Genomic DNA, 1,333 nt, shown 5'->3' with positions numbered 1-1,333 from the left:
TTTTAGTCTTTGTGTCCCCCATACGCAGATCAACAATGAGGTGACAACTGAGAAAATCACAAAAATTACTCGCTTATAAAAAAACTCCCATGGTCCTGAATATGGCATACCATAGCATAATATAACTATTGCCGATACAAAATTAGCTAAGAGCGAAAGAACATATACAGGAAGCATTTGCTTTACAGCACGTTTCATTAAAGCGACCTCCCTGACTTACTTGTGAGGTCAAGGACTTCATCTTGCTCTTCCTCTTCATTATCTAAAAAAGAAGATAGCTGATTAAAGTCCATGTTTTCGTCAAGACTTTTTTCTTCGGGATAATCTATTTCTATGCTTTCCTTGGTAGTGCGATTTTCTGAATCATCTTCAAAGTTTTCACACATCATTTTCTGAGTTATTTTGTTCAATTCATCATATACTTGTTCTAACTCAATCTTGTTATTCCTCAGATTGGCTGATGAGATTTCTCTTTTCTTAACTTCAGAATGTCTAAAAACTTTATTCCAAAGATTAGGCTTTATATCTTTTAAATTTTCCATGTCAGCCTCAGCAGAGCTAATTCTGCCTTTGATTTCATCAATCTTGCTTACAACCCTAACACTTGACTCGTAATCTTCAGTGTCGATAAATTTTAAGGTTAAATCAACTTTTTTCGCTATTTCAGGTGGTAAATTGACCGCCTGAATACCTTCATACCTTTTTGGTGGCTCTTCACCAATAAGCCGATACAATTCATCACACGCTTCCGCCTTGAAGTAAATGGACTCGTGTAATGAGGGAACGTCCACGGAAGGTTTCTCTACTTTATAAAAAACACAATCCCAAATAACTTTGTGATTTGCATCTGCATCCGTAGTTATTCTAGGTTCATCAAAATCCGCTTTTATTCCATTCATATGTATGGAAATAGGTATATCTTCAGTTTTCAAATACTGAATACCATTAGTATGTGAAAGATATGGTAAAACGCTGTTATATGTTTCTTCAATATGCTTAGAATAACAATCATTACACTCTATGCAAGCCGCAACTTTATCGTCAATAGTTTTTAACTCTTTTAGATTGCCGTGATTTTTGTAATATTCACTCTTGGCAGAGTAAAGCTTTATTGCCGCTGACAACTTTTCTCTCTTTTTTGACATTTCTTTAATTTCAAACAGACTATCAGCGATTCGCTTTGGCTCATCAACCACAGGATCGTGTCGCTTTGCAAGATATTTTACATCATCTTTTGACATCAAACCTTTTTCGTAGTCCTGCTTAATGCTCTCTGCACTATCATAAATCTCATTAATAACATTTTTTCTCCGTTTTTCGTCTATCAAACCTA

At 35.1% G+C, this 1,333-nt stretch carries 2 protein-coding genes; both read right to left on the bottom strand.

The genetic code is table 11. The features are described 5' to 3' along the window. On the bottom strand, positions 1 to 198 hold a 198-nt coding region (locus QVO88_RS10355; RefSeq protein WP_288178012.1), incomplete at its 3' end, for a hypothetical protein. Then, a partial coding sequence (locus QVO88_RS10350; RefSeq protein ID WP_288178011.1) for a hypothetical protein occupies positions 198 to 1,333 on the bottom strand: 1,136 nt, incomplete at its 5' end. The genes QVO88_RS10350 and QVO88_RS10355, both read right to left, overlap by 1 nt.

Source organism: Ruminococcus sp. CAG:57 (assembly GCF_000435935.1).
GTDB lineage: Bacteria > Bacillota > Clostridia > Oscillospirales > Ruminococcaceae > Hominimerdicola > Hominimerdicola aceti.
Note: the sequence above shows the minus strand (reverse complement) of the source record. Positions and strands in the feature narration are given on the sequence as shown.